The organism is Arsenophonus nasoniae (assembly GCF_004768525.1).
Taxonomy (GTDB): domain Bacteria; phylum Pseudomonadota; class Gammaproteobacteria; order Enterobacterales; family Enterobacteriaceae; genus Arsenophonus; species Arsenophonus nasoniae.
Map to the genome: position 1 here is coordinate 449,586 of NZ_CP038613.1, position 24,833 is coordinate 474,418.

The 24,833-nt window shown below is 39.2% G+C and carries 28 protein-coding genes and 2 pseudogenes; 17 read left to right on the top strand and 13 right to left on the bottom strand.

The window, feature by feature from the left end; translation table 11 throughout:
- Positions 1 to 399: 399 nt before the first annotated feature.
- The 15 genes from sctF (at position 400) to ArsFIN_RS02100 (ending at position 14,354) form a co-directional block, all read left to right on the top strand.
- The gene (sctF, locus tag ArsFIN_RS02030; RefSeq protein WP_026823417.1) at positions 400 to 615 is read left to right on the top strand and encodes a type III secretion system needle filament subunit SctF; all 216 of its coding nucleotides are present in this window, start codon (positions 400 to 402) and stop codon (positions 613 to 615) included.
- Positions 612 to 917 carry an EscG/YscG/SsaH family type III secretion system needle protein co-chaperone gene (locus tag ArsFIN_RS02035; protein ID WP_026823418.1) on the top strand — a complete coding sequence of 102 codons (306 nt, stop codon included), beginning with the start codon at positions 612 to 614 and terminating at the stop codon, positions 915 to 917. Before sctF ends, ArsFIN_RS02035 begins: the two co-directional genes overlap by 4 nt.
- A 22-nt stretch (positions 918 to 939) precedes the next feature.
- Positions 940 to 1,206 carry a type III secretion system inner rod subunit SctI gene (gene sctI, locus ArsFIN_RS02040; protein ID WP_246067411.1) on the top strand — a complete coding sequence of 89 codons (267 nt, stop codon included), beginning with the start codon at positions 940 to 942 and terminating at the stop codon, positions 1,204 to 1,206.
- Positions 1,203 to 1,937, top strand: a complete 735-nt coding sequence (gene sctJ / locus ArsFIN_RS02045) for a type III secretion system inner membrane ring lipoprotein SctJ (RefSeq protein WP_026823420.1) — start codon at positions 1,203 to 1,205, stop codon at positions 1,935 to 1,937. Before sctI ends, sctJ begins: the two co-directional genes overlap by 4 nt.
- A 53-nt stretch (positions 1,938 to 1,990) precedes the next feature.
- On the top strand, positions 1,991 to 2,521 hold the full coding sequence (locus ArsFIN_RS02050; protein ID WP_167876647.1) for a type III secretion system domain-containing protein: 531 nt from the start codon (positions 1,991 to 1,993) through the stop codon (positions 2,519 to 2,521).
- Entirely contained in the window at positions 2,518 to 3,189 is a 672-nt protein-coding gene (locus ArsFIN_RS02055; RefSeq protein ID WP_026823421.1) for a hypothetical protein, read from the top strand. The genes ArsFIN_RS02050 and ArsFIN_RS02055 overlap by 4 nt, the downstream gene beginning before the upstream one ends.
- Positions 3,179 to 4,204 (top strand): HrpJ domain-containing protein, encoded by a 1,026-nt coding sequence (locus tag ArsFIN_RS02060; protein WP_051297087.1) that lies wholly within the window; start codon positions 3,179 to 3,181, stop codon positions 4,202 to 4,204. Before ArsFIN_RS02055 ends, ArsFIN_RS02060 begins: the two co-directional genes overlap by 11 nt.
- Before the next feature lie 12 nt (positions 4,205 to 4,216).
- A complete protein-coding gene (locus tag ArsFIN_RS02065; RefSeq protein ID WP_051297088.1) occupies positions 4,217 to 4,615 on the top strand; it encodes a CesT family type III secretion system chaperone in 399 nt (132 codons plus the stop codon).
- 8 nt (positions 4,616 to 4,623) lie between these two features.
- A complete protein-coding gene (locus tag ArsFIN_RS02070; protein ID WP_026823423.1) occupies positions 4,624 to 8,259 on the top strand; it encodes a type III secretion system effector BopA family protein in 3,636 nt (1,211 codons plus the stop codon).
- Between the two features lie 297 nt (positions 8,260 to 8,556).
- Complete coding sequence (locus ArsFIN_RS02075) at positions 8,557 to 8,916, top strand: hypothetical protein (protein WP_026823424.1); 360 nt, start codon at positions 8,557 to 8,559, stop codon at positions 8,914 to 8,916.
- Positions 8,917 to 8,918: 2 nt separating this feature from the next.
- Positions 8,919 to 10,952 (top strand): EscV/YscV/HrcV family type III secretion system export apparatus protein, encoded by a 2,034-nt coding sequence (locus ArsFIN_RS02080; protein WP_026823425.1) that lies wholly within the window; start codon positions 8,919 to 8,921, stop codon positions 10,950 to 10,952.
- Positions 10,936 to 12,249 (top strand): FliI/YscN family ATPase, encoded by a 1,314-nt coding sequence (locus ArsFIN_RS02085; protein WP_026823426.1) that lies wholly within the window; start codon positions 10,936 to 10,938, stop codon positions 12,247 to 12,249. The genes ArsFIN_RS02080 and ArsFIN_RS02085 overlap by 17 nt, the downstream gene beginning before the upstream one ends.
- A 5-nt stretch (positions 12,250 to 12,254) precedes the next feature.
- Entirely contained in the window at positions 12,255 to 12,653 is a 399-nt protein-coding gene (locus ArsFIN_RS02090; protein ID WP_026823427.1) for a hypothetical protein, read from the top strand.
- Complete coding sequence (locus ArsFIN_RS02095) at positions 12,646 to 13,077, top strand: hypothetical protein (RefSeq protein WP_026823428.1); 432 nt, start codon at positions 12,646 to 12,648, stop codon at positions 13,075 to 13,077. Before ArsFIN_RS02090 ends, ArsFIN_RS02095 begins: the two co-directional genes overlap by 8 nt.
- A gap of 500 nt (positions 13,078 to 13,577) precedes the next feature.
- The gene (locus ArsFIN_RS02100) at positions 13,578 to 14,354 is read left to right on the top strand and encodes a Rha family transcriptional regulator (RefSeq protein WP_135677425.1); all 777 of its coding nucleotides are present in this window, start codon (positions 13,578 to 13,580) and stop codon (positions 14,352 to 14,354) included.
- 44 nt (positions 14,355 to 14,398) lie between these two features.
- On the opposite strand, the gene ArsFIN_RS02105 is transcribed toward ArsFIN_RS02100, so the two are convergent.
- From ArsFIN_RS02105 to ArsFIN_RS02165, 13 genes and pseudogenes are all read right to left on the bottom strand, one after another.
- The gene (locus tag ArsFIN_RS02105) at positions 14,399 to 15,922 is read right to left on the bottom strand and encodes a M85 family metallopeptidase (protein WP_051297188.1); all 1,524 of its coding nucleotides are present in this window, start codon (positions 15,920 to 15,922) and stop codon (positions 14,399 to 14,401) included.
- Positions 15,923 to 16,170: 248 nt separating this feature from the next.
- Positions 16,171 to 17,330 (bottom strand): IS3 family transposase gene (locus tag ArsFIN_RS02110; RefSeq protein ID WP_135677411.1). Its coding sequence is split into 2 segments (ribosomal slippage): positions 16,171 to 17,051 and positions 17,051 to 17,330, totalling 1,161 coding nucleotides; the frame shifts between segments, so codons are not numbered across the junction.
- A gap of 75 nt (positions 17,331 to 17,405) precedes the next feature.
- Positions 17,406 to 18,152, bottom strand: a pseudogene (locus ArsFIN_RS02115) (terminase); the annotation flags it as partial.
- 2 nt (positions 18,153 to 18,154) lie between these two features.
- Entirely contained in the window at positions 18,155 to 18,667 is a 513-nt protein-coding gene (locus ArsFIN_RS02120; RefSeq protein ID WP_135677426.1) for a terminase small subunit, read from the bottom strand.
- 21 nt (positions 18,668 to 18,688) lie between these two features.
- Complete coding sequence (locus ArsFIN_RS02125; protein ID WP_135677427.1) at positions 18,689 to 18,886, bottom strand: hypothetical protein; 198 nt, start codon at positions 18,884 to 18,886, stop codon at positions 18,689 to 18,691.
- A 32-nt stretch (positions 18,887 to 18,918) separates the two neighbouring features.
- Positions 18,919 to 19,323, bottom strand: a complete 405-nt coding sequence (locus ArsFIN_RS02130) for a hypothetical protein (protein WP_135677428.1) — start codon at positions 19,321 to 19,323, stop codon at positions 18,919 to 18,921.
- Complete coding sequence (locus ArsFIN_RS02135) at positions 19,323 to 19,835, bottom strand: KilA-N domain-containing protein (protein WP_135677429.1); 513 nt, start codon at positions 19,833 to 19,835, stop codon at positions 19,323 to 19,325. Before ArsFIN_RS02135 ends, ArsFIN_RS02130 begins: the two co-directional genes overlap by 1 nt.
- 314 nt (positions 19,836 to 20,149) lie before the next feature.
- On the bottom strand, positions 20,150 to 20,599 hold the full coding sequence (locus tag ArsFIN_RS02140; RefSeq protein ID WP_135677430.1) for a lysis protein: 450 nt from the start codon (positions 20,597 to 20,599) through the stop codon (positions 20,150 to 20,152).
- Positions 20,569 to 21,051 (bottom strand): lysozyme, encoded by a 483-nt coding sequence (locus ArsFIN_RS02145; RefSeq protein ID WP_135677431.1) that lies wholly within the window; start codon positions 21,049 to 21,051, stop codon positions 20,569 to 20,571. The genes ArsFIN_RS02140 and ArsFIN_RS02145 overlap by 31 nt, the downstream gene beginning before the upstream one ends.
- Positions 21,011 to 21,253, bottom strand: coding sequence for a phage holin family protein (locus ArsFIN_RS02150; protein WP_135677432.1), 243 nt, complete (start codon positions 21,251 to 21,253; stop codon positions 21,011 to 21,013). Before ArsFIN_RS02150 ends, ArsFIN_RS02145 begins: the two co-directional genes overlap by 41 nt.
- A 124-nt stretch (positions 21,254 to 21,377) precedes the next feature.
- A complete protein-coding gene (locus ArsFIN_RS02155) occupies positions 21,378 to 22,082 on the bottom strand; it encodes a trypsin-like serine peptidase (protein WP_026824199.1) in 705 nt (234 codons plus the stop codon).
- A 97-nt stretch (positions 22,083 to 22,179) separates the two neighbouring features.
- Positions 22,180 to 22,416, bottom strand: coding sequence for a hypothetical protein (locus ArsFIN_RS02160; protein WP_135677433.1), 237 nt, complete (start codon positions 22,414 to 22,416; stop codon positions 22,180 to 22,182).
- Between the two features lie 238 nt (positions 22,417 to 22,654).
- Positions 22,655 to 23,146, bottom strand: coding sequence for an antiterminator Q family protein (locus tag ArsFIN_RS02165; RefSeq protein WP_135677434.1), 492 nt, complete (start codon positions 23,144 to 23,146; stop codon positions 22,655 to 22,657).
- A 171-nt stretch (positions 23,147 to 23,317) separates the two neighbouring features.
- Here ArsFIN_RS02165 and ArsFIN_RS02170 point away from each other — a divergent pair.
- Positions 23,318 to 23,581: pseudogene (locus ArsFIN_RS02170) on the top strand (transposase); the annotation flags it as partial.
- Positions 23,582 to 23,638: 57 nt separating this feature from the next.
- Positions 23,639 to 24,798 (top strand): IS3 family transposase gene (locus ArsFIN_RS02175; RefSeq protein ID WP_135677411.1). Its coding sequence is split into 2 segments (ribosomal slippage): positions 23,639 to 23,918 and positions 23,918 to 24,798, totalling 1,161 coding nucleotides; the frame shifts between segments, so codons are not numbered across the junction.
- The last annotated feature ends 35 nt before the right edge of the window (positions 24,799 to 24,833 follow it).

A 24,833-nucleotide genomic window follows, 5' to 3' on the forward strand; every position in this document is an offset into this window, starting at 1 on the left:
TTATATTCAGTTTAGTTATATCTATTTATTAATATTCCCGCTATTAAATTTAATTCTACATAATAACTCGTTTGTTTTTTCTTATTTCAGGTGAATACCGGATATAAAAAATGATTATTAACCACCAAACTATGTAATAGGAAAGAAAGCAATAATACAGAAATAAATCATTAAATAACAATAACACACTCGAAATATTAATCAGGGATAGGGCTGTCTAGGTCTTTTGGTTTTAACAAAAGTTTAAGTACTGATATATCGTTAAGTGTTTTGATCAAGTGAAATAGCATTGTTTATATCGTTGGTTAATAAGTATCTACTGCCATTTTTATTGATATTTCAAAAACGAAATGGCTAAAGTCTGGCAAACAATGCTTAATTTGACGTTAGGGTAAAATTATGGATTTCAATGCTATCATCAACCAATTATCGCAATTATCTGCTAATGCTGCTGGTGATATTAAAAGTAAAATTGCCAACGCTGATCCGAGTAATCCTGCTCAGATGTTACAGATGCAGTTTGCGGTACAGCAATATTCCAATTTTATCGGTTACGAAAGCGCTTTGATCAAAGTGGTTAAAGACATGATACAAGGGATTATTGCCAAAATATGAAAAAAGAAGATAAACAATTATTGGTAGAGATTGCGCTTGCTGCTGCCAACCATGGATTAATAAAACAGGCTTATGCCATGTTAGCCGCGTTTCCTGAATTGATTGCTGACGAAGATACGCGTGCGCTATGTAGCAGTTTAGTCTACTTTGCTTTAGGTGAAAACAGTGCCGCGCTACGTTCATTAACAGGTATGAAAAGTAATCAAGCTGAAGGATTGCGTTGTTTATTTTCCTCGCCTGCTGACATGGTCAATCAATCGCAAATTTCTACTTTATTAGCGGGAGATGAAAATGGACATTAAAGCAGTAGCCCCCATCAATTTGATGAAGAGCCAGACGGCAGAAGCGGTTAATCCTGATACCCAGTTAGTTGAAAAATTCAATCAATTAATGCAACACGGTCAAGGACAAACGGCGGCATTAGGGACAGTTCTTCCATCAACCGTCGAGCCGACGGCTCAAGCGCTGTCACCGACCCAAGCCGTTCAAGGACAAGCAATGATAGTGAAAGCCGTTCTTGAAGTGGACATGGCAGCTAAAACGGCAGGAAGTCTTGCTCAATCGATCAATAAATTAGTGACAATGCAATGAAATACTTAAAGTATTTATGTTTATTATTGGTGTTGTTCCTGACCGGCTGTAAGGTCGAATTATACCGAAATTTGCCTCAAGATGAAGCTAATCAAATGGTTGCGTTATTGATGTTAAATCACATTGATGTTAATTCTGAAATTGATGGCAAAACCGGCAAAGTGACATTGCAAATCGAAAAAGATAAGTTCATCGATGCGGTGGAAATACTTAGGCAAAATGGTTATCCCAAAACGCAATATGTCGGTATTGAGGATCTTTTTCCAGCAGGTCAATTAGTATCTTCTCCTGCTCAAGAAGAAGCAAAAATGCGTTATCTTAAAGAACAACAGCTAGAGCGTACCCTATCAAGTATGGATGGTGTTATTAGTGCACGAGTCTCAATTGCTCAGGCGGACAATAGTGAGAGTAATATTGATAATACTACGGCCGAAAAGTCGGTAGCGGTTTACATTAAATATTCACCAGAAGTCAATATGAATGGGGTTGAAGCACAAATTCGCAATTTAATTAAGAATGCGATATCCGGTTTGCAATCCGATAAAATTAGTTTGTTTTTGCAACCGGCTGAATTCCGTTATCAACCACAGAAAATGCAAACTAATCAGCAATGGCAATATTTACAAAATTACATTGTAGCCAATAAAACGTTAATCTTATTAACTTTTACCGGAATATTTATTGTCGTGTTTGCAGCAGTAATATTTGGACGACGTAAGGATAAATCTTAATGACTGAATTGGCAGTGAGATTTAATTATTTATTATCCCATCCAGGCGAGATCATGCATGCTAAATGGTGGCAATCGCTTGGACTTAATGAATGGCAGTCTCGCTACCCAATAAGTAATGAATTAAAACGACGCATAGATAAATTGATACTTAATCGATTAGGTTTTCAGCCTGCTTTATACCGTCAAATACCGGAGAATATGCAGACCTGGTTGTTGTTATTAATCAAAAAGCCATTTTTATTCACCGTTGTTGGATTAGTTTGTAATCCTTCTCCTGACTATTTGTGGGATAGTGCTTATAGGTCACGTTTAGCGACCTTATTAAGTCAGGAACAGATAAAGCAATTAATCGCTTTATGGCCAACAGAGTGCCACAGGGTTGCAGTACCCTGGTTAGTTGAGGAGTTCCTTGAGCAGGCGCACCTTTATGCCTTAAATGTTTTCTCTCATTATTGGCAAGGACATGATTTTGCGCTGCTTTTAGCCTGGTATTTTGCTCCATTAGAGGAGCAAATGCCCTGTTCGCAACAACAGATTGAACAGGCTGTTCGCTGGTTATTTCGTTTGGAGCGTTTCTTATGAATGGATTTTTAGTGTTAGTTAAAGAGTGTGAACTCTTAAAGCAAACATTAGAAATTACGCCTGATGAAATTCAGCAAGGTTTAGCTGAATGTAGACGGGAGCAGAAAGCCAAACAACGTATTAAGCAATATGCAGCTAAAGTGCGGCAAGAGTGTGATGTGCTTTTGCAGGAAGCACAACAGATTGTTGCTAAAGCAGAAATAACCGTTAAGCAGCAAGAAAAAGCGTGGCGCACCCAATTACGGCAAGAAATAGTGGCCGAAAGTATCACTTGGCTGGTTGAACAGGCAGAATTGGAAAAACACCTAGTTATCGTTTTACAGGAACGGATCGGTCAACAAGTAAAATTAGTTCTTAAAGCCTGGTGCCAAAAACAAAATATTAGTGAAAATCTTGTTAACCAGCTTACAGAGCAGATAGGTGAAGCAACGACTAAACAAAGTTTAGTACTAAGTGTTTCACCAGAACAAGCAGATGCGTTGTGTAAAATATTTGCTGAGCAAATACAAATTAGGATCCGTGCTGATTTTGCACCTTGGCAAGCAGAATTAAGTTCAAGTTGTATGATATTACGCTTTGATTTATATGAACACCTTGAAAGGTTGTTAGAAACCTGTGTTCCTACAACGAAAAAAACGCACTTGAGAGGAACTTGTGATGCGAATTGATCAAGCTGATTACCTCGATTTTCAATCTCTACAAGATAGCAAGCAGACAGCAAGTTTTATACCTGCGGAGAGTACGGCTACGCAAGCCAGCATTGCATTAGCGGAAGTCCGTGCTGAAGCGCTGGAAGAAACGTTAGAAGGTTTAAGCTTAGGGCTAAGCCAAATAATGAAAAAAATAGCCGATGCCAATAAAAAGCAAAGTGCATTATTTAATGGCGTCGAAAAACTGTTACAGCAATTAGGCGAAAAGCAACGCGGGTCTATAGAGCAGATTGCTAAGCAACTTCTCTCCTTTAAAGATGGCGATAAAATTTTACAGCAAATTCCTCAGTTGGCCCTAAATAAAGGACAGCTAATTTTTTTGTTAGCAATATTACAGGGTATGACAAGCTTAGCCTTATCTGAACGTTCGAAAATTAAACAGTTTTTAATGTCATTGTTAGCGGAAGAAGATATTGAGCTAGCGTTAATTGCGGCTAGTCAAGGTATGACGATAGATACTTCACGTTTGCAAGCTTACCGTCAACTCTATCAGCATGCTGCCCGTGGAGAAAAAGGGCTGAGTCATTGGTTTAAATTATTACAAGAACATAAAGATAGACGACGGACTATTCAATTATTAATCCGTGCAATATCAGAGCCGCTAGTCAGTCATGAACAGTTAGATATGACTAAATTAGTTACTACGATTGACGATTTACGTCGCTTATGGCTGTTTTTAGCTTTTAATGAACACTGTGCTTCTTTGTCGCGCACACTCAATTTAGCAAATGATACTGTTGCAGAAATTAGCATTGAATTATTAGAGCAAAGTTGGATTTATCCTGAGGCATTAGCACAATTGGTAATAAAATTACCATTAACAACCTTGCAACATTTAATTTTTCTACGTAAATGGCGGGAAATTATGGTGGTCATGAGTGAAGCTTGTTATCGCGATCCAGAACAAAAAGAGCATATTCTAGAAGTCATGTTGCAACTGCTTGAACAGTGGAATGATAAGTATGCTGTTTAAAGGAGGGGAGAAATGCGTAAAGAAGATAGTGTACTTGCTCGTTTTGGTCAATTATTAGGCCTACCTTTGGTATGGGATGAGAGTGAGCAGTGCACTTTATTACTTGATAATCAATTGATGATGTCTATCCATGCTAAAGGAACTTATTGGCAATTTTATGGTTTTTTGGGGCAGATTGATGCGCAAAAGGCACATTTACTCTTCATTAATTGTATGCACCACAATATGCAACTGGTTGAAAATAATGATGGTGCGGTAGGTTATGATTCAGTGCAACAAACCTTATTATATGCGGTGAATTGGCCGGTTCCCGCCAGTGGTGAAGAACTATTAGTCTGGTTTGAACGCGCGACAATTTGCTATGAAGCGCTTTACCATGAGTTTAGTCAGTGCCCGGAGCTAACAATATAGGTTGTTATATGACGATTGAATTGGATAGATTTTCAAAAAATTTGTGGGCTAATCCTTGTTTGATATCGGGTCAACAGGATCAAGCTAGTTCAAGTTTGGTTCATGCTCAAATGAGTTTTAATGACCATGTGTTAAGTACATTAGCTAAACTACCTTTTCTGAAAAATGAAAATGCCATTCGGACCTATGTTGCACGCCTTAATATAACAGTTCAACAGAAACTAACCGTGTTCTTACGTTCATTAGCAGAAAGATATGGTTTGGCTACCACTGAACAAACACTACCTAAGCTAGATTTATCACCCAAAACACCACTGGCTGCCCATAAAATAGAATTTATTCCACAATCTATGTTGTTAGCAATGAGTCAAGCACATTCAGCCTCTAGTCATCAAGCTGAAAATATTAATAATAAAATTTTTTCACTGATTCAGTTTAGTAATGCGATAAAAGAACTTGTCAATCAAGGTGGACCAGCCCAGTTACCTATTCCGACTAGTATACCTAGATTTGGTAATTGGTTTTATTGGGAAGATAAAAATATTCAAAAAGTGCAACAAGCTATTGCTGACTATCATAAACTCGTTGAAAAAAATGAATATCAAAGTGCCTCTGCACGTTTGTTGGCTCTAACTGATCTACGTTATCAGGGTGATGAATTTTCCGATCTTTATAGCCAATTAAAAAGCTATCTTGATTTTTATCAGCAAGCACTGGATGACATTGAACAATGTTGCCTTACCGTTCCCTCCTCTCAACAAGTTCATCTGACTTCATTTTTGGAGCAAGTTTTAGTACAGAAAGAGCACATTGCGGCAGTGGCCGGACAGTTGGCAATGTTACCTGAATTCTGGCAGCAGACGGTTATAGAGCGACAGATCATTAATGCCCGTTTTGTTAGTTTGCCTGAAGAACTTAGAAATGTAGCCTCTGAATCGGTTTTGTTACTCAGTCATCAGCTGATTGAAATGTTTGATCAGGTATCCTCAATAAATGACTGGCAAGCACAATTAACTGAATTTTGGGCGAACGCTGAATTACCATTACCTTCACCCTCTGAACTGACCACCTTAGTGGCTATTTTAGCTAGCGAACGGCCTGCATTAGCTGGCGAGGTTGCGATCCCTTTTAAAGAAGAAAAAGATAAAATTCACTCAGGTATTTATCAACAATTAATTCAGATACTAACCAGAAGTTTAACCCAGGTAAAAGAAAATAAATCGGTTCTTAAAGAACGCCTGGGATTTGAAGACAAACAGAGTAAGGTTCGTAGCCAAGCAGCACTTTTGAGCAATTGGTTAAATAGGGCCGGAGAAGAGAGCTACTTACATGAACAGTATGTAGCAGCAATGCTAATTGCCATTAGTGGTGAGCGTTGTAGCATGCAAGATAGAACGGTTATTGCTGATGGCGCGGTAAATATCGATAATTTAGAGTTAGAGCCGGGATGTGAAGCGGATATTCAGCAATTAGCAACCGAAGAAAAATGGGTTGTTTTGGCGAGAAAAGTGCTCACTGCACAAGATAAGGTCTATCGCTTTGAAGAATTGTATGATAGGCAAAGTAGCCATTCTGCCATCAATTTCCATTATGATGTGGAACAACGAGTGTTAACATCTCGGTTAATGGCATCGCCTGAGCGGTATTTGCCTTTTTTAACTAAAAAGATCTCGGCATTAACGGCTTATCATAACGAATTACAATCTCTGACTGATAGCTTAAATATAGGCAAAGTACGCAGCCGTTTTGCAGAAGAGCTGAAACAAATTAGCGAGCAGAAGCAGCATTTAAGTTTATTACAGGATGCGGTAAGATTTTGGCAAAGTGTAAAACAGCAATATGAGCAACATGACCAATATGTTGATCAATTGCAAAAATTGCAAGATATTACTCTGCAGCAAGTAAGGGAGCTCAATAAACAAGGTTATTTGGCATTTTTACCTCTGTTACAGCAGCTTAACTTAGCTATGTATGATCTTAGTAAGAAAAAAGAATGTCGAACTGCAGAACTATCAGCACAGGGATCCTCCTTAAATGACAGTCAATTACAAAAAATTGAACAAGATATGGTCCAGCTAGATGATGAGTATCAAGCTGCTTTGCTGTTACTAGTTCGTTTTGATCGACAGGCAAATAAGATGGAGGGCTATCCAGAGCAGGGCGATTACTATAATGTGCAGGCATGGCAACATTGGGTGGTGCAAAATATTACTGGTGAATGGGGAGGATGGTTAGGTGAATTTAGACCTGATTTGAAAACCTTAATTTTACAGCACCAACTAGCTAAAAATGGTATGCAAACTTTAAGGGAAGCTTATCAAGCGCTATATCAAATAATTAGCCCATCCCTATTTATCAAATCGCTGGATACTGACAAGAAACTGGATACTGACAAGAAACAGGAAATTTTGGCGGCTTTTAGGGATTTGCATCATTGGGTAATGGCACATCCGATGGAGTCACAAGCGCTAGCCAAGAATATTACCCATGCTTATCAAATTATTACTGGCAATAGTGGTTGGTTTGGTGCTGAACTTGCTACTGCGGTTAGTTCGATTTGGCAAACTGCGACAGTAGAAAATCAAGTTAAAGATATTTTGCTGGGGACCAGAGAGCTACTTCCCTTACAGCCATCATACTCAATGTCACCGGAAATGATCGCACTATTGCATTTTACCCATTTACTACCTTATCTTGCCGCCGGTATAAAAGGCGGCGTTCATAGTGGTTTAATAAGCTCAGTGGCAGCACTTTTAGGTGCTGGTTGGTCAACCGGCATGATATGCGGTTTTGTCCAAACTTGGCTGGAACAGAAAATAGCCTCAACGGTATCCGACCATCGTAATACCGAAGTGATGGTTAACGCCCTGATGCTCGGTATTCGTGAACAGGGTAGTTTTCAGCAACGGGCGGCTTCGGTAGTCGGTTATGTGATAAAACGCCAGTTACTGCAAGATATTGGTACCTTAGGTCGCGATTGTTTTGAAACCAATAAAGTCGGAACTCTGCGCCGTTGGTGGCAAGATACTACTAATGTTTGGCAGAAAATGGATGTTAAAGCAAAATTATTTAGTGTCGCGGCAATTGCCGGTACAGCAGCTATTTCAGCCACCGTGGCGGCGGCTGCATTGATATTCACTGTAGGAACAGGCGGAGTAGGGTTAGCCGTATTAGGCATCGGTGCATTGTTAGCCGCGACCGTAGGTGGTTACTTTGGCTATAGTGGATTAAGTTTACTAAAAAATAGCGATTTCCTGGGTTTTCGTCAGGCATATGAATATGCGCAAGATAAAATGACCGAACAGCGTATCCAAGACGCGTTACAGCAATTTATTAACAAACAATATGAGTGGAAAACCGTTGCTGAACATTTAGATATTCAGGTAGCCGATATTAAAAAACATATTTCCCTTAAGCAGGTGGCAAAGCAGGATCAGACACAATCTTTTATGCAACAACTAGAAAATTGGGGACGTACAGAACAGCAGAAAATAGACATCAAACAGCAAAAAGAGCGCGCTGAATTAGTGAATAAGGTGGCACAACAATTAAACGATTGGCGAGAGAACGATGGTCAGGAGTTAACAGCCTGTTTAGGTGATATTGATAAGGCACTTGTCCAAACTGAACATGCTGTCGCCTGATTTTGTCAATGCTATCTAAAAATGAACTTGCAGCCTGAAATCGTTATAGATTAGCATAATTTATTGATTTAATTAAGCTAATTTTGGCGGATTAATCGTTGTATTGCGCCCATAAATATTTTTTCGTTAATTTTAACCGGGTTGGCGCAAAATTCATTTTGCCTGCCGTGAGGTCATTTCAGGTATTTACCGGATACGAAGCCAGAGCTTCCTCTAGCATGCTTAATAAATAGTAAATAGTAAATAGTAAATAGTAAATAGTAAATAGTAAATAGTAAATAGTAAAGAGGGAAGATGATGAAATTGCAACTGGCTCGTAATCTTGAACATTTTTTTTCTTTGTTCAATCACCGGATAGTCGAAATTTCAACGGCAATTGAGTGCCACTGGCCACCTTTTGGTCTGCGTATTGAAATTATTGAAGAGCGTATTCTTATGACCAGCTGGTTGTTAAAAGAGGGGGATTTTGATCTCCTACAAGCATTAAAAATTAATCAACCGGAGGGATTTTGGGGGATCCCGCAGCGAGTATTTATTATTCGCCACCGAGCTTATGTGAGTGCATGGTGCCCAAAAGAGAGTGATGGTCTTTTTTTATTTCGTTTGTGTCAAAGACAGCGTCAATTTCTTTCTCAGTTACCTAAAGGAGCTGCCTGATAATGTCAATAACTCGTTGGTTATCTCAAATTGCAGGACGTCAAGATATTATCCTTAGCGCCATGTTAATGTTGTCAGTATTCATGATGATTTTACCGCTGCCAACGACTTTAATTGACGTATTAATCGCGATCAACTTAGGCTTATCGATCATTTTATTTATGATGGCTATCTATATACGTGATCCGCTTGACTTCTCTGCCTTTCCATCCATGTTGTTGATTACCACACTGTATCGTTTAGCATTAACTATCAGTACTAGCCGCCTAATCTTATTACAACATGATGCCGGTGAGATCGTGTACACCTTTGGTAATTTTGTCGTTGGCGGTAATCTTGGCGTTGGCATCATTATTTTTGCCATTATCACTATTGTACAGTTCATTGTTATTACTAAAGGCTCTGAACGCGTAGCCGAAGTGAGTGCCCGATTTTCTCTCGATGGCATGCCTGGCAGACAGATGAGTATTGATGGTGATATGCGGGCAGGCATTATTGATGCAACTGAAGCCAAACGACAAAGAGCATTGGTACAAAAGGAAAGCCAACTTTATGGTGCCATGGATGGTGCGATGAAATTTGTCAAAGGTGATGCCATTGCTAGCGTAATTGTTATTTTAGCCAATATTTGTGGTGGGATTGCCATTGGGGTAATCCAACATAATATGTCGGCGACAGAAGCACTGAATACTTATGCCATTTTGTCGGTCGGTGATGGTTTAATTGCGCAGATCCCGTCATTACTTATTTCCATAACCGCAGGATTAATTGTTACTCGGGTACCCGGCGAGAAAAAAAATAATCTGGCTGGTGATTTAGTACAACAGATACTTAGTCAACCTATGTCATTGCAATTGACCGCTAGTATTTTGTTGGTTTTCGCTATCATCCCTGGTTTTCCTTGGTTTGTATTCGGTTCATTAGCCTTAATGCTATTTGGTTGTTCTTATTGGATGAAGCGCAATGCAAAAGTAAAAAAAGGCACAGGTCAGATTTATCCCTCTGTAGAGAATGGAACAGAGCAGGCATCGCGCGAGATGACGCCAGGCACAATACCGCTGTTAGTTATTGTTGGCCAACAAATAATGACTGAGACGATAGCTGACAAATTGCAAAATTTACGTTGGCAATTATTTGAAAAATTAGGCTTGCCTTTACCTGAAATACAGTTACAGGTCGATACAAAAGAGACAAACACATTACAAATACTGTTATATCAAGAACCTGTCTTTAAGACAGAGATAGATCCAGCGGCAATTTTATTAACGCAACCAATAGATTTACCTCAAGTACGTCAAGAGCAACTGATTTTTAATCATCAAACCATTTATTGGTTGGCAGGCGATCTTCCCTCATTGTCACCAAACACCGGTTATAAGGGGGAAGAGATTGTTACCTATTTGGTGGAAAAGGTAATTTATCACTTTGGTAAAGAGTTTTTAGGCGTACAGGAAACGCGTTATCTCATGGATGCGATGGAGATGCGTTATGCCGAATTAGTGAAAGAATTGCAGCGCTTACTGCCAATTAGTAAAGTGACTGATATTTTGCAACGTTTAGTTGAAGAACAAATTTCTATTCGTGATTTAAGAACCATTTTTGAAACACTGGTTGAATGGGGTTCAAAAGAAAAAGATACCGTAATGTTGACCGAGTATGTTCGCGTTTCACTTCGCCGTCATATTCGCCGGCGCTTTACTAGCGAAGAGGGCTGGATCCCTATGTTGTTAGTGGGTGATGGGATTGAAAATAGTATTCGCGAATCTATCCGTCAATCAGCGATAGGATCTTATTGTGCCCTTGAGCCGGCCCAAGAGCAGCAGATTATTGCGGCCATAAAACAAAAATTACCCACTCAGGTCGCTTGTGTGGTATTAACTTCATTGGATGTACGTCGTTATTTACGCAAAATTATCGAGCCTGCATTGGCAACAACCGCCGTACTTTCATTCCAAGAAATTGGTGAAGATGCCAATATTAAAGTCTTGGCTCAGGTTGATATTATGGGGGAGAAACTGGATGCACTCACTGGATAAAGCAAAAATCATTCAAGCGATGACCACTCCTCTATTTCAACCGTTGACGGATATTCTTCCTTATCGATGTCTTGGTAAAGTACAGGAAGTCTCGACTAATTTAGTTAAAGTGACACTGCCAGGCGCTAAGCAAGGTGAATTATGCCTGATTGATAATCGATTAGCGGCCGAGGTTGTTACCATCAAAGCACAAGAAGCTTGGTTGTCACCGTTTGACTCTACCATTGGATTAGTCTCCGGCGCATGTGTAGAACGTTTGGGCCATGGTCATCGCGTGCGGGTAGGCGAGCATTTATTAGGTGGCATTGTGGATGGTTTAGGGCGGCCGTTAGAAAAAATGCCGATCGCGGGTGAATGGCGTAGTAATCATAACGCGGCGCCAGATCCATTAACACGTCAGTTAATTAGCGAAGTTTTGCCAACGGGTATCAAAGCGATAGATGGTATTTTGACGCTGGGTGTTGGTCAAAGGATCGGTATTTTTGCCGCCGCCGGTGGTGGCAAAAGTACGCTACTCGGTATGTTAGCTCGGGGCTGTGAAGCCGATGTGGTAGTATTGGCTTTGGTTGGTGAACGTGGACGTGAAGTGCGTGAATTTCTCGATAATCATTTACCTGCTACCGCAAGAAAAAAAACCATATTAGTCGTCGCCACCTCGGATCGCCCGCCGTTAGAGCGAATGAAAGCTTCTTTGACGGCAACCACCATTGCTGAATATTTTCGTGATCAAGGCAAACAGGTATTGTTGCTGGTGGATTCGTTGACTCGTTTTGCGCGCGCAGCACGGGAAATTGGTTTAGCCGCAGGGGAACCTCCGGTTGCCAATGGCTTTCCGCCTAGTGTGTTTGTTCATATGGCTGCTTTATTAGAGCGGGCAGGCCCAGCTAAGGTGGGTAGTATTAGTGCTATTTATACCGTGTTAGTAGAAGGTGATAATATGAATGAGCCTGTCGCTGATGAGGTTCGTTCTATCTTAGATGGGCACATAGTTTTATCACGCCAATTAGCTGCCGCAGGACATTTTCCCGCCATCGATGTGAACGCCAGTGTGAGTCGAGTTATGGATAACATTGTTAGTAAAACCCATAGCTTACATGCACGTCGCTTACGCCAATTGCGAGCACTTTTTCAAGATGTTCAGCTATTAATTCGTGTTGGTGAATATCAATCAGGGCAAGATAAAGATACTGATGAAGCAATTGAAAAGAATCACCCAATTAATCAATTTCTTCGTCAGGATAGCGATGAATGGGTTTCATTTTACCAGACGATAGAAAATCTTAACCAATTGGTTTAAGGTCTATGAAAAATCAATTCTCTGCCATTGAGCGCGTTGTTATTAAAAGATTATTGCAAATACGACAGCAGCGAGAAATAAGTTTGCAATCTCAATGGCAACAAATTGAGCGTGAGCAGCAAGCGCTACAAGCAACCCTTGCCGAGTTGGAACAGCAACGGATGAAACTGTGGCACGATTTAGCCACGCCTTCATTGCCAAATGAAACCATTTCCCGTGACCAACTGGCATTGTTTAAGCAATCTATGCGGGAAGTTTATCTGGCAGAGCGAGCCCTAAAAGAGCGTATCGCTCAACTACGTGAGACGATCGTTGAATTAGAGTGCCAAAAGGCGCAACTGGCTAAACAACGTCTGCTGATGATTAAAAACCAAGAAAAACTGAAAGAGGTGATGAATGACTAATATGATTGAGCGTAATGTTATCACCGCGAGTAGGGTGCCTAATATTCAACGCCGCCGGGAGGCTGATCCCGAATTAATACAGCGTTTTGAACGTTTTTTGCTAGCTCAACAGCCTGATAACACTACGTCAGTGTCAGATTGGTCTTCGGTATCAGAGACACTGGCTTATCGCAATAGCTCAGCAACATTAAATAATGTATATCTATTACGTGAGGGTAATCGTTTAACTTATCGATTATTAAATGGCCCGATGATGGGCATGGTGATCATTGCGCGCTGGCAAAAACAGGGGGCGGTACATTTACAGTTGAAACCGGCTAACTCTGTTCAATATCGCGTATTAGCTCGGGTAAAGCAAAATTTAACTACAACATTAGCACAACGGGGTTTTTTACTCTCTTTGGAGATAGAAGATGGTAAATAAAAATAAAATGCTTGTATATCAATTACTTATAAAAATACAGCTCATTTAATATACGTATTTACACGCAAAAACAAGCGATTTCACCCACTATAAATCAATTACTTACTGCTTTTAGTGAGTTACAATTTCACCTAATTTTGAGTGAAATCTCAGTTTAAATTTACCCTCTTTTTTAACTCCCAAATAACCTTAATCATGCGTTTAACTACGAATATAAAATACCCATTGACGAAAGAAGAAATCATGCGCTATAGTTTACTTGCATCTGCAAAATCAGATGTCGGGATTCGAAACCCCGCTGTGATTATCGCGACATGTACACGCCGCGAGCGTGTTTTTTAATGTCGTAATCTAGCTACATTTCAATGGTGGGCTGGATGGGGCAGCTGAAAAGCTGGCCGTCTGATAATCGCGGTAGTTTCGAACCCTGTTCAGTTCACCACCCAACGAGATTCGAAACCTCTAGGTGGTGGTAAATTCAGATTATCAATGGAGGTCTTATGACACTTCAATTATCCACTATCACCCCTAAAGTTACTATTCATAATGGTAAAGCGATCACTACAACTGACGATGTAGCTCATTACTTTGGCAAACAACATCATCATGTTGTACAAAAAGTAGAATCGCTTGAATGCTCAGAAGAATTTATCACTCGCAACTTTTCGCGAATGATAAAAAACGTACAACTTGCTAAGGGTGCAACTCGTGAAGTCGTTTACTACGAAATGACCAAAGACGGCTTCGTATTCTTGGTTATGGGATTTACAGGCAAGAAAGCGGCTGCATTTAAAGAAGCCTACATTGCTGAATTTAATCGCATGGAAGCAGAGCTACATTCTGCACCAAAATACCAACCCCAAACAGAAGCTCACGAAAAGTTCAGCAGCAAAGATACCCAAAATCTCGCCCGTATCATTGCACTTATGACACAAAACTTTCGTTTCAAACAAGCATGGAATAATGCTATCTGGTATGCACTAAGAGAAGTAACAGGCATTCCCTCACCTTATCCGATGGAAGTTCGGCTAGTCCCTTCTATCGCTTCTGAATGTGAGCGTATCTGGCATGTCACGGAAGAGCTTCAAGATGTGATAGCTGATGCAGAAAAAACAGCGATTAAACGCATTATCCGCAAACGTGAAAATGCTGACAAAGTTATCGATGAGATAGAAACTTTGTTATCTCAGACTACACAGGATAACCAGCTAATGCTAAATGGTGCACTATCAAACTGGCATAAAGCGGAACTCACCCATTTCCTCCAACGCTGCTAATAGGATGCCCCATGAATGGGGCTCTTAATATCATTAGATATTGTTTATATGTTTTTAATCAAAAATCTCGGCGCATATGGGTCAAGTGACTCAGTGCGTCCAGCAAAGCGACGCTCATCCCAATCATCTTTCGATTCATATTCCCATTTTCCTTTATTATAGATAAATGACCATCCGTCACCTAACAATCCTATCGGTGGATTGGTCATCACAATAGCGATTGGTCTACCATTTTTATCAAAATATATTTGGCCAGCATATTCTAATGGATACCAGTTTTTTCCAGATAAAGTCGTCCAGTTATCATTGTATCCATATTCTTCGATATCTTTACCCTTCACTCCTACAGCAAAAGAACCATCATCAAATAGTAATCCATAGGGACCGTATATAAAAGATCCTTTAGCTTCATATTTTCCGTGTTCGAAAATCCCTTTTCCAAATAAATACTTTCTCCATTCTTTACTTTTATACCATTCTTTCCATGACTCACATTCTTCCTTATAAAACCCGCTTCCTTGTTCTGCTCGATTTACAGCCATAGCTGCAATCACTAGATTATATTTTTCTAAATGAAATTGTGTTAAAGGAAGATTTTCGCTAAAGATAATATTTTCATATTTAGCTGCAAAAAGATTATTCTTGCAATGACTAGCACTAGCACCCATAAAAAAAGCTGATCCTAGTTGAACATCATTATCATCACAAAATAGATGATCAGGTAATAAATACCGAAAATATTGAGGTGGATGATTGTTTAAATCTTCAGGCCGATTCTCGACAAAAAAATTGATAGCGAATAATCTATTTATTACTTCAGTTGGATGCTCATGATGTCGATATATAGTTTCACACAAACACGCAAAATCATGTTCATATATTGCTCGTATTCTCTCTAATGAGTAATAATTATTAAATCGTTGTATACGTAAATCCATTTCTGAGGCAATACGATAAGCTAGTATATCCGTTGGGCCTATTCTTTCCTCACCTTCTGGCGGATCACCGGCATTTGTGATTGCGTGAATTATTTCGTGAATAAGTGTGTATTGCCAAATTGGATAGTGTTCAGACAAATAATTTGGTGCAACAGAAATAGTTATAATGTCCTGATAAATATTATCTGTTAGATTGCTGTTTGAGCTAATTCCTATTATAGGAACAGTATCAACAGTTGAGCGGGTAATCTCTTCAGGTCTAATATCCTGAAATCTTCTATGTCTATCTCTAAGTTCATATAAATTCATATAATAAAGATTAGGCAAAACACTATTATGCGAAAAATTTAGATTATTTCTTTCCTCTCTTAAACTAAAAACAACTGCTTGTCGAAATGTCTGAGAAAATAATAACGCTTCATGAATTGTATCTTCAATAGCAATTGCAGTATGTCGGTCTACTAAGAAACTAGCTCGATCATTTATAGTCCTCCTTACGTCTATTATCATTTCTTCAATTTGGCGAGAACTAAGTTCAGCTCTAGCACCATTAGTGACAACGTATTCTGCATAATCATCCATCTTCCGAAAAATCTCATTTTGATTAACTTGATCTTGATTATTTTGCATACTTCTTCCTTTTTACATATTATCGTTAATTTTCTACCTTAGCTGACAAATAATAACCAGTTATAGCTAAATGGTGTCCTTTCAAACTGCCATAAAGCGGAATTGCCCCATTTCCTCCAACGCTGCTAATAATAGGATGCCCCTATGATGGGGCTATTCTTTTTGAGCTTGTTGCTGATTCCAGATTGAATCAACCGGCATCTCTACCCTAACATCTAGTGTAATGGTCAACAAATTCTGTAGAAGATCTAAGCGGCATTTTTTAGTTCATGATATTTTTGATGTGGCGTTAAATAACCAATCGTTGAATGGCGTCGATAATAATTGTAAAACTGAATATAATTTTCAACTTCACAGACAACAGATTGATGATTCATAAACGATAAACGGTTAAGTCTTTCTGTCTTTAAACTCCTAAAAAATCTTTCCATCACGGCATTATCGAGGCAATTACCTCGCCGACTCATGCTTTGAGTTATTTTCCGTTCAAAGAGGTGCGCCCTAAACTCCTCCGATGAATATTGGCAACCTTGATCTGAATGGAACATCAAACTTGTCGTATCCGGTAATTGCCGTTCAATTGCGTTATCTAAGGCTTCTTTCACTAATTTCGAATCCGGTTTTGTTGATAAGGCATAACCAATAATTTCTTTGGTGGCTAAATCCAACACACAGGCTAAATAGCTCCACCCATAGTGATGTCTAATATACGTGATATCCCCGACATAATAGTGATTATGCTGTTCAGGGGAAAATTGTCGTTTAAGCAAATTAGGGGCATATCGATGTTCGTTACCCGATGAGTGATAGTAGTGCTTTTTCGTTGGTCTAATTGCAACTAATTGATTTAATTTCATGATGTTCGATATTTTATAAGTGCCAATTTGGTGCCCTAAACCCTTTAACTCGGCTTGAATACGTCTTTTGCCATAAATTTGACCCGATGTATAAAAAATACGTTTGATTTCGCCACACAGTCTTTCATTTTCAACTGTCGGTATTTTCGTTTCATAATAAAAACTACTGCTGCTTACTTCAAAAAGATGGCATAACTCAGTGACCGTAAAATTGGGGTACATGATTTTCAGTTGCTTCACGATTTTGAGTTTTGATTGTCGAGGATGAAGTAAGCCGCGGCTTTTTTTAATATGTCATTATCCCTCTGAGCACGCTTAAGTTGAACTTCTAATTCTTGTATGCGCTGTTGCTCGGGTGTTAACGCTTTTGATTTTACAGGCGTATTCCCATTTAACTCGGCAAGATATTGTTGCTTCCATCGTGATACGGCAGATTTACCCGCACCGGATATTTTTTCAACTTGGATATTGCTATATCCACCTTCAACCATGAGTTTTGCATATTCCAGTTTTTGCTTTCCGCTAAAGGTTACTTTTACTTTTCGGGTCATATTTATACCTATAAGATTTTGCTTAATTATAAGCTATAAATCTCTACAGTTTTATTAGACCACTACAGTTAACCGAATGCCATGTTTGCCGGACAGCTCAGTGAAATAATCAATTAGCCGCTTTGGAATGGGCTCCACCGGATCAATTGCATAATTATTGTTTTCCCACCATGGGAAGAAAAAGAATTTCCAATCGAGCTGTGAAAGTTTTTTTACTTGAAGTTGTGCTTTTTCAGCAGACTGACAATGATCATAAAAGTAACCAGATCTTCCCTCGCCCGTGCTTTCTATAGTGATAAAGCAATCACTGGATACCGCTTCAAAAGCACCAGTTACAATTTCACGTGCCTTATCGGGATATTTTGCACAAATCTTGCCAAATTCAGAAACATGCAGATAACGCAATGTACCACCGCGAAATGAAGTACTAATGTAAAGTGAACCCCCTTTATGGAATACCAGTTCACCCGCTGAATCATTACTGGCTGGGTTAGCCGCTTTTATTTCAGCCGGTAGTCGCTCATAAGCGTATTTGGTTTTTTCTCTGAATAATCGCCTAGCATCATTAAGAGTATGCGCAATTAATGCACACCTGGCAGATTCAAATAACGCCGCATCAAGCTGAATAATACACACTTCAGTCGTAAACCCTAGCTGACGCGCCTTTAGAATGATGTTTCTGGTATGCATTCCTTCAAAATAGAATAACTGCTCAGGGGTCATGTCAAATCGAATTGGTTTTCCGGTTTTATCCGTTATCCAATAAAGATGATTTAGTCGCCAAAGCTTATCGCGCAATAAAGCTAAATGTTGTGGCTTCATAGTTATTTTTGTGAAAGTTCGTCCATAAGATTAGATAACATTCCGACCACATCATGCTCATTTTTTACTTGTTCTCTAAAAGCCTGTACTGAGACATGCTTGCCAAGTAACTCAAGGTTTTTAACTTTATCTGGCCACTTTATTTTTTTGAGCAATGCTTCTGCGCCATCAACTCGTATGGCTGCAATATCTAAACCGCTTAATGTTGTCCGCCAGACTTTAGGCCAATCTTTGATCGGTCTTAAATCGCCAGAATCGGTCAGAATATCGAGTACATCCATTTGGTCGATCTCAACCAGTCGCTTAAGCACGTAGTCAGCATTAACCTCAATGCGATTCTTACGTTCTTCCATGAGGGTTTGTATGCGTTTTTGAATGTTGAGTTTTGCTAAGTTTTGACATGCGATATCTTTTGCTGTTTTTTCACTGTACCCGGCTCTAATTGCTGCCTGAGTCGCATTCAAATCAATCAGGTACTCTCGACAAAAGGCTTCCTGCTTGTTTGTGAGAGTCATAACATCTACCTCAGTTGATAATTATCTTGTTTTTGTCAATCTCGCCCATCGTTTAGCCTGATTGAGACAATCTTCTAGCATCTTGCCTCGTTTACTAGCTGGCTGTTTGCGGTAATAGCGGATAGCTTCACTTGTGGCTAAGCTGGCGACAGAGTTAGAAAAACCGAGCTTCATTAACTCGGCCTTGACATTGGTTTCGATGAATTGTTCAGGGGTCATGATAACGCTCTACGTTATTCAAATGAGATAAATTATAGGTTTGTACATTCTCTTTCTCGTGGAAGAATAAGCATTCCACTATTATCTTTAACACCAATATCCGAGAGCATATCGCCAAATTCATGAAGCAGTGCGTTCATATACTTTATACCACGGCGGTTTAACTGTGGAATTTTGCCAGCGCAAATTATTGCTCGTGGATCTGCTTTTTCGCTGAATGGTGTCATCAATTTCACATAAAACTTAGCTCTCCATTCCGTCGTTTTTCTGTCCCCAAGATAACCATCAAGCAAAGGCATTAAAAAATGACGACTGACTTCGATATCCCCCGTCTCATAGCGGTAGACAGGGCGACGATTCGTTGCCATCAGGTAATACATATAAGCCTCGGCTACTCGCCAGCAAAAGAATTCATGAGTTAGTAGTGAATGCTTCATTACTCTACTCCTGGTAAAAATGGCTGAACTTCTTCAATCATTTTTTCTCTTGCTGTCATTAATAACCTTTTTCTTCCTCCAGCTCCCCACCTTCCCATTTTACTCGCGCATTGACTAATCTCTTTGCTTTCTGAATTAATTGTTAAATCAAGTTGATTAAGTCTATACATCGCATCAAATCCATTCATCACCATGTGACGAAATGTATTATAAACTTGTATTTCAAATTCCGGTTTTATCCATGCGGCATACCTAATAGCAACAAGTTCTAGCCCCCATACACCATGGGAACATCCACCATTATTTACAACCACCGCAGGACAATTTTGTCCCGCGATTAATACTTGAACAAAATTTTTAATCTGAGAACTTCTCATAAATTTGCTTGGCTTTTGAGACTCTGTAGCTTCACCTTTTATTACTGCTGCCGCATGCAAATCATTGAGACTAAAACGTCCTTCTTCATCAACTCTAACAGGAATGCCATAAATATTTACTTTTGGATATTTCATGATGCTAACCTTTCAAAAAAGAGACCTCAGCTCACACAGAACGAACAGACCCCGAACGCATCATGATTGACTGACGTTCTCTGAGGTCTATTTTGTGAATTGTCTCGGGTTTATTTGGATGCGCGGTGAGTGCGCGTTGAAATAAGAGGACTCCTTGTCGCTAAGGAGTCCCTAATAATTTAAAAAATTTGTTCAAGTATTAATCGCGGGACAAAATTGTCCTGCGGTGGTTGTAAATAAAAGTGGGCTTAGTCCTGAAATGACCTAGGTGGTCAATTTGACCTCTTGTAATAAAAACAATGAGTTAAATGGTTTTATTGACACTGCGTTTTAATGTACTGCTGTAAATACTCCGTCTGCTTTTCGTTCTCAACTATCATCGCTCTGAGACGGAAATAATCCTGTCGAGCTGCCTCACCAAGTTGTGGGCTGGCTTCATCATGTCGGCTCTGGGGGATAGCGGTTTTGGATGCACGACCCACGGCGTTGACGCGCAACCGCTTAGTGCCAGCGCGAACAGCATCATGCAGCTTGGTAATTTCAGCTTTGGCATTACTCAGTTCCTCGGTATGTTGACTATCAATTTTTTGCAAGGAATCTATCTTCTGCTGCTGCAATTTCACGGCTTCGAGTTGAGCCTGATATTGCTGTTTTAGCGTTTGGTAGTTTTGCTTGACGGTTTGATAACGGGAACTTATGCAAAAAACTACTAAGTTTAATGCAACAATAATCACTACGACAAATGCGTGAGGTCGCCATAACATATTACGCTCTCTATTTCTCGACGGGTCATTAACCCTTTCCACTTTCTACCATCAACATGAACCCATCGTTTCATCTCATTACAAGCGCCTGTTTGGTCATTGGCGTTGAGTTTTTTAAGTAATGTGGATTTCCCAAAATTTCCTACGCCCACGTTATAAGCAAATGAGTAAAGGGCTGCTTGAGTCAATGTATTGATATTGACCTTAACCAGCGGGTCAACATAACGCTTAACCACTTTCAAATCGTCATTAAGCCAATTGTCGCAATCTTCTTTGGTGTACGTCCGATTACGCGCAATATCCTTGCCTGTATGACCATAGCAAACAGAAAGCACACCACCTCCGTCGAAATAGGGCTTAAGTCTCAATCCTTCGAAATGGGTTATCATGCTTGATGCTAAAAACAATGCACTACCGCCTGTTGCCATCAATATTTTTTTCGGTATCTTCATACTGACGCTCTTTGAGTTTGTACTCCTTTTTGCGGTAGTACACGTTGATTAAAAATGTCCCTATCGTGCAGCCGATACCCATCACCGCAACCCACTGGTCAAGGGTTAAAAAATCAAAAATCGTTGTTATGACTCCACCGATGGTGGTCATGATGCCCCACAGATAGGCAGCCGGTGTTGAGTATTTTTCAGACATACGCATATACCCTACCATTGAGGGTTCCATTGCTTTAGTTGTATTGAATTAACGGGAGGCTTATCGCCTTGTATCTTGTTTTGATGCTTGATTTGTCAGTTTTATGATCGAGGAAATTGTTCTATGTATTTTAATCCATCATTCTTTTTATTTTTTTCCAAATGGGTTTAATATTTATTCCACGATTTCGATCATTTAAATGCGAACTATTAATAGCGACTACTTTATTCGTAGAAGCAGATATAATTGGGGATCCCGATGAGCCAGGACCTGTATCTGCGGTATAATATACAATCGGCTTACCTTTCTTAAATGCTTCTATAGTTGCTGGAATTTTATTATCGTCAATCATTGTATAAATTGAAACCACTTTTGGACAGCAAGGATAATTTTTATAATTATTAGGAAACTGGGGTATATATATTTCTTGACCTATTTTTGCCCCTACTGGATCAATATCCAAATGTCCAAATTTATCTATTTTGCCTGTTTTGAACGCTTTAGAGTCAAGCGTAAATAAAGCAAAATCGAGCTTACGGTCATGAATTAATAACTTTTCCCCTTTGATTGAAACTTTTTCATTGTCTTCGTTATTTTTTGCATAATAAAAATTTATCTTAGCCTGATTCAATTCTTGACCTTCTACAACATGAAAATTTGTGAGCATCAAGTTTTTAGAACTCACTCTCCACGCTGTACCCGCTCGCCCTCCAGGAAATTGGATCAAGGCGACAGCCAACGATTTTTTATATTTTTCTGGATCAAGTTCCATTAATTCATTGACAGGTATTCTATCGTCTGTTCCTATCACCGTTTTAGTAACTAAATTTTCCATATTTTAACCTTATTTTTACCAACTAAACTGGAAGCCAACCGCCTTACCCGTTTTGATGATTGTTTTTGTGAGTATTGCGGTGGCTTATTTTTAATGCTTATTCAGGTTTTTTTGCAGGTAACACCGCCCAGTAAGCGTAATCACCTGGTCTAAAAGTGGTATAATCGCCGTTATCCCAACCCTGGAAATAGAGAAACTTGCCGTCTGAGTCAAAAGCGCCTACCACAACATTGTAATAATCAAAACGATTAACGATGATATATTGACGGGGGTATTCTTCAGTACCCGGTTTAACGCTAGAAGGGTGTAATTCAAGGTTTAATGTTTTAGTCATAAAATTTCTCTTTGTTATTATTGTTATAAATTATCCCGTTCCGTGATGTTGCTAATAACTTCTCTCTAAAAACAAAAAAAACACCTCAATGGGTGTTATTTTTGTGTTTTAAATTTGTCAGTATTATGGTGGCAGAAACGAAAAACCCCGCAAAAGCGAGACTTTATGATTTTTTTATACAACTGTATCAGCTTACCTTGAAATTGTTGCTCATTTGCTCATTAAAGTCAAGCCATAATTAGGTAGAATTAATCATTTTATCAACAATTTTTTGATTTTTCATGACTGTTATTAGCCGATTGTGTATTAAATACACGCTGGCATTGAGAATGTCATTAATCTCCCTTCTGCATGTTATGCGTGATGGCTTTTTCCACCTGCCCCCCGCTCTGGTCATCATCCTTCTGGGTTTCGCTATATTGTGATAATAGGTGGCTATGCTTAATTTTGACTTTCCGTAAACGTAATAACTTAATAGAATTTGGTAGGCTTTCTCATCAATACGCATAACAGCATCAACCACTTGAGAAATGAGCAATCCTTCATCATCGTTACACATTGGCCTCGAAGGTATCACTTCCCCTTTCGCCTTTTGCATGAATCGCCAGATAATATTGAATTGCCATTTATCAAGCTCTCCTGAGCTTACCCAAGCCCCCCATAACTCAAGCCAACCATTAACCCAGTCATATTGTGCTTTTGTTAATTCCAGTGACTTAACCGTTCTCATCTCCCCTCCGGCAAAAATAGAAATAGGGGCATGGTTTCAATGCCCTGCGTTGAATAGTTATGGTGGTTTAAAATGTGTGGGCTATTTCTTCGCCCATTCGAAAGTGTAGTGGTCTAATAAAACTGTAGAGATTTATAGCTTATAATTAAGCAAAATCTTATAGGTATAAATATGACCCGAAAAGTAAAAGTAACCTTTAGCGGAAAGCAAAAACTGGAATATGCAAAACTCATGGTTGAAGGTGGATATAGCAATATCCAAGTTGAAAAAATATCCGGTGCGGGTAAATCTGCCGTATCACGATGGAAGCAACAATATCTTGCCGAGTTAAATGGGAATACGCCTGTAAAATCAAAAGCGTTAACACCCGAGCAACAGCGCATACAAGAATTAGAAGTTCAACTTAAGCGTGCTCAGAGGGATAATGTAGTGGTCTAATAAAACTGTAGAGATTTATAGCTTATAATTAAGCAAAATCTTATAGGTATAAATATGACCCGAAAAGTAAAAGTAACCTTTAGCGGAAAGCAAAAACTGGAATATGCAAAACTCATGGTTGAAGGTGGATATAGCAATATCCAAGTTGAAAAAATATCCGGTGCGGGTAAATCTGCCGTATCACGATGGAAGCAACAATATCTTGCCGAGTTAAATGGGAATACGCCTGTAAAATCAAAAGCGTTAACACCCGAGCAACAGCGCATACAAGAATTAGAAGTTCAACTTAAGCGTGCTCAGAGGGATAATGACATATTAAAAAAAGCCGCGGCTTACTTCATCCTCGACAATCAAAACTCAAAATCGTGAAGCAACTGAAAATCATGTACCCCAATTTTACGGTCACTGAGTTATGCCATCTTTTTGAAGTAAGCAGCAGTAGTTTTTATTATGAAACGAAAATACCGACAGTTGAAAATGAAAGACTGTGTGGCGAAATCAAACGTATTTTTTATACATCGGGTCAAATTTATGGCAAAAGACGTATTCAAGCCGAGTTAAAGGGTTTAGGGCACCAAATTGGCACTTATAAAATATCGAACATCATGAAATTAAATCAATTAGTTGCAATTAGACCAACGAAAAAGCACTACTATCACTCATCGGGTAACGAACATCGATATGCCCCTAATTTGCTTAAACGACAATTTTCCCCTGAACAGCATAATCACTATTATGTCGGGGATATCACGTATATTAGACATCACTATGGGTGGAGCTATTTAGCCTGTGTGTTGGATTTAGCCACCAAAGAAATTATTGGTTATGCCTTATCAACAAAACCGGATTCGAAATTAGTGAAAGAAGCCTTAGATAACGCAATTGAACGGCAATTACCGGATACGACAAGTTTGATGTTCCATTCAGATCAAGGTTGCCAATATTCATCGGAGGAGTTTAGGGCGCACCTCTTTGAACGGAAAATAACTCAAAGCATGAGTCGGCGAGGTAATTGCCTCGATAATGCCGTGATGGAAAGATTTTTTAGGAGTTTAAAGACAGAAAGACTTAACCGTTTATCGTTTATGAATCATCAATCTGTTGTCTGTGAAGTTGAAAATTATATTCAGTTTTACAATTATTATCGACGCCATTCAACGATTGGTTATTTAACGCCACATCAAAAATATCATGAACTAAAAAATGCCGCTTAGATCTTCTACAGAATTTGTTGACCATTACAGTGTTT